Annotated in this window: 4 protein-coding genes; all 4 read right to left on the bottom strand. The window is 76.7% G+C overall.

What is annotated here, in order from left to right; all coding sequences use genetic code 11:
* Nucleotides 1-1,094: glycosyltransferase (locus ABD296_RS48960; RefSeq protein ID WP_344285266.1), on the bottom strand; the 1,094-nt coding region annotated here is incomplete at its 3' end.
* An 8-nt stretch (nucleotides 1,095-1,102) separates the two neighbouring features.
* Nucleotides 1,103-2,098 carry a glycosyltransferase family 4 protein gene (locus ABD296_RS48965; RefSeq protein ID WP_344285268.1) on the bottom strand — a complete coding sequence of 332 codons (996 nt, stop codon included), beginning with the start codon at nucleotides 2,096-2,098 and terminating at the stop codon, nucleotides 1,103-1,105.
* On the bottom strand, nucleotides 2,095-3,123 hold the full coding sequence (locus tag ABD296_RS48970; RefSeq protein WP_344285271.1) for a glycosyltransferase family 9 protein: 1,029 nt from the start codon (nucleotides 3,121-3,123) through the stop codon (nucleotides 2,095-2,097). The genes ABD296_RS48965 and ABD296_RS48970 overlap by 4 nt, the downstream gene beginning before the upstream one ends.
* Nucleotides 3,120-3,880, bottom strand: a 761-nt coding sequence (locus ABD296_RS48975; RefSeq protein ID WP_344285274.1) for a D-glycero-alpha-D-manno-heptose-1,7-bisphosphate 7-phosphatase, incomplete at its 5' end; no start/stop codon positions are given. The genes ABD296_RS48970 and ABD296_RS48975, both read right to left, overlap by 4 nt.

Here is a 3,880-nt window from a genome sequence, read left to right on the forward strand (position 1 = left end):
ATCGCGGCGCGGCCGGCCGGGTCGTCCAGCGACTCCCGGATCGCGGCCGCCGCCGCCTCCGGGTCGCGCGGCGGGACCAGCACGCCGGTGACGCCGTCCACGACGGTGTCCAGATGGCCGCCGACGGCGCTGGCCACGACGGGTACGCCGCACGCCATCGCCTCCAGCGGCACCATGCCGAACGGCTCGTACCACGGCAGCGTCACCACCAGGCTCGCCGACCGCAGCAGTGGCGGGACCTCCTCGCGGCCGAGCCGGCCGAGGAACTCCACCCGCCCGGCGACGCCCGCGTCGTCCGCGACGCGCCGCAGCCGGCGCACCTCGGGGTCGCCGGCCAGGTCGCTCCGCGGCGGCCCGCCGGCGACGGCGAGCTCGGCGTCCGGCAGATGCGCCAGCGCCCGGATCGCGGTGTCCACGCCCTTGCGCTCGACCAGCCGCGACAGCACCACCAGCCGGTGCCCGCCGCGCCCGTCCGAGCGGTGCCCGTCCGGGGTGAACAATCCGAGGTCGACGCCGCAGGGCACCACCGAGACCCGCTCGCGCGGCACGTCCATCGCGGCCAGCTCGGCGACCTCGTCGGCGCAGGTGGCGATGACGGCGTCGGCGGCGCGGCCGATCGAGCGCTCCAGCCGGAGCCGCGACGCCGGGCTGGTGTCCTTGTCGCCCTGGTGGCGCCGCTTCACCGTGCCGAGCGCGTGGTAGGTCTGCACCACCGGGACGCGCCGCGACGAGGGCGGCGCGGCCGCCTGCACGGCGGCGAGCCCGCTCATCCAGAAGTGCGCGTGCGCCACGTCCGGCGGCTCGGCGGCCCAGCGCCGCTCCAGGTAGGTCCCGAAGTCGCGCATCCAGGGCAGCAGGTCGTCCTTGGCGACGTGCCCGGCGGGCCCCGCCGGGACGTGCTCGACGGTCACGCCGGGCGCGAGCCGCACCCGGCGCGGCAGGTCGGGCGAGTCCCGCCGCGTGTAGACGGTGACGCAGTGGCCCTGGCGGCCGAGCTCGGACGCCAGTTCCGCGACGAACACGTTCTGGCCGCCGCCGTCCGCGCCGCCCAGCCCGCCCTTGGCGGCCAGCGGGCTGGCGTGCTCGGAGATCATGGCTATTCTCATCGCGTTACCTCCGTGAGAGTTCGCTCCCAGTCGCGCAGGAACCGCGGCAGGCCGTAGCGTTCGACGGCGTACGCGCGCGCCTCCTTGCCCATCTGGCGGGCGCGCGGCGGGTCGGCTGCCAGGGTCCGCACGGCGTCGGCCAGCGTGGCGACGCGCGTGGACAGCACCCCGGCCTCCGGCGGCACCGCCTCGACCGCCTCGGTGGTGGCGAGCGCCACCACCGGGAGGCCGAGCATCATGGCCTCGATCAGGGCGAGGCCGAGCGAGGTCCACCGGTAGGGATGGACGTAGACGCGGCGGCGGGCGAGTTCGTCGTGCATCCTCGCCTGCGGCAGGTCCTCGAACGTCCACAGCGACTCCGGCGCGATGCCGAGCGCCTCCGGGACGCCGGTGACGTTCATGCCGAACAGGTCCAGGGGGACGGCGCGCGCCAGGTCGGCGAGCAGGTCGGTCCCGGCGACGCGGCCGCGCCGCAGCGGGTCGTTGATGACGACGCCGGCGCGCGGCATGTCGCCGGTGCAGCGGTATCCGGGGTCGACGACGCCGTGCTCGATGACCGAGGTCGGGGCGCGGCCGCAGTTCCAGAACAACTGGTTGAAGTGGGTGACGTGCACGACCGGGATGTCGTCGCGGTCGTGCAGGAAGTGCCGGCTGTCGGGGACGACCTCCTCCGGCAGGCTCGCGTCCGAGGGCGTCCTGCGGGGGGTGTCGTGCTCGACGTAGACGGCCGGGACGTCGCGTCCGGGCCGGCGGCCCAGCCATTCCTCGGCCAGCTTCAGCTCGTGGGGGCGCTGCAGCACGACGACGTCCACGTCCTCGTGCCGCAGTTGCTCGGGGGTCGCCTCGACGGCGCGGTCGGGCCAGGTGAAGGTGTCGGGCCTCCCCCTGCCGTCGGGGCCCCGGTCGGGGGTGACGGGGACGAGCGTGGTGTGCGGGCCGTGGACGAACGACGTCGCCCATGAGCCGTGCACGTGCCAGAGCAGGACTCTCATGGGGCGGGCACCTCCTCTCGGCGTGTTCTCTCGGGGTCGGTCGCGACGACCTCCACCGCGGCGGCGACCTCGTCGGCGGTCACCGAGGCCAGGCAGGGGTGGCCGTCGACGGGGCATTCGCGGGCGCGGCTGTCCTTGCAGGGCGCGCCCTGGTCGCCGAGCAGCGCCATCGGCACCCCGAACGGCGCCCAGCGGGCGGCGGGGACGGTCGGCGCGAACAGCGACACGACCGGCGTGCCGACGGCGGCGGCGAGGTGCGCGGGGCCGGTGTTGCCGGCCACGACGGCGCGCGCGCCGCGCAGCACCGACGCCAGTTCCGGCAGGGAGGTGCGGCCGCCGAGGTCGAGGCCGTCCTCGCCGGCGACGAGCGCGGTCAGCTCCTTCTCCTCGCCGTGCCCGGTCACCACCACGCGGTGGCCCGCCGCGCGCAGCGCCCGGACGGCCTCGGCGCAGCGCTCCGGCGGCCACGCCCGCGCCGGGACCGACGTCCCCGGATGCACCACCACGTAGCCGGCGCCGCCGGTGAGGTGGTCGGTGTCGGGGAGCGGTTCGCGTACCCGCAGCCGGGTGTCGGCGGGCGCCGGAAATCCGGCGTCCTCAGCCAGCGACAACATCCGCAGCGGCTCGGGCACGTCCCCCTCGGGACGGTGCCGCAGGTCCAGCAGCGAGCCGGGGTAGTCCTCGCTGATGCCGCCGATCCAGGGGGTGCCGGCGAGGCGCAGCAGCAGCGCGAGCGGCAGCGGCGACTGGTGGAACGAGGTGAGGATCAGCGCCCGGTCGAAGCCCGCCAGCCGTGCGACGGCCCCTTCGATGTCGGCCCGGTCCACCGGGTCCGGCTCGGGGTCGATCCAGGGCGCGCGCCACTCGATGACCTCGTCGATGCCGGGCAGCAGGTCGGCGGCGGCCCGGCCGCGCGGCCCGCACAGCAGCGCGACCTCGTCGGCGCGCGCGGCCACCGCGCGGATCGCCGGGCCGGCGAGCAGCACGTCGCCGATGTTGTCCTGGCGTGCCAGCAGCACCCTCATCGCGCCCGCCTTCCGCCGAGGACCAGTGCGACGGCGGCCTCCAGCGTCGGCGCCGTCTCCAGCGCCCGCGCGATCTCCGCCGGCCGGGTCCGCCCGGTCGGCACGAGGATCCCGCGCGCGCCGGCCGCCGCCGCGGCCTCGATGTCGCGGCCGATGTCGCCGATGACGGCGCAGTCGGACGGCAGCGCGCCGAGCCGCCGCGCGGCGCGCTCGATCATCCCGGGCCGGGGCTTGCGGCACTCGCAGCCGTCGTCGCCGTCGTGCGGGCAGAACTCCCACACGTCGATCCGGCCGAGCAGCTCCTCGACCCGCGCGTTGACGCGCCGGACGTCGCGGACGGTGATGCGCCCCTTCGCCACGCCCGACTGGTTGGACACCACGCCGATCCGCACGCCGTGCCGGCGCAGCCGGTCCAGCGCCCGGCGCGCGCCCGGCATCGGCTCGACCAGCGCCGGGTCGCCGTTGTAGGGGACGTCCCGGATGAGGGTGTCGTCGCGGTCGAACAACACGACCCACGGCCCGCCCCACGGCTGGGCGTCGCGGTGCAGCAGCAGGCCCCTGATCCGATGCCGGACGGCGGCGGGCGGGATGACCGCGCTGGTCACCGCCATCTTCAGCACCTCGCCGGGCGTCCGGGGCCCGGGACGGACGCGTTCGGCCGTGAAACGCGCGGTCGAGACCGCCCACGCGCCTCCGGCCGCGGCCGCGACGCCGGCGTCGGCGCGGTCGGCGCGCTGCGGCGGCGCTCGCCGCGCTG

Source organism: Actinomadura napierensis, assembly GCF_039529375.1.
In the GTDB taxonomy this organism is placed as follows: Bacteria; Actinomycetota; Actinomycetes; order Streptosporangiales; family Streptosporangiaceae; genus Spirillospora; species Spirillospora napierensis.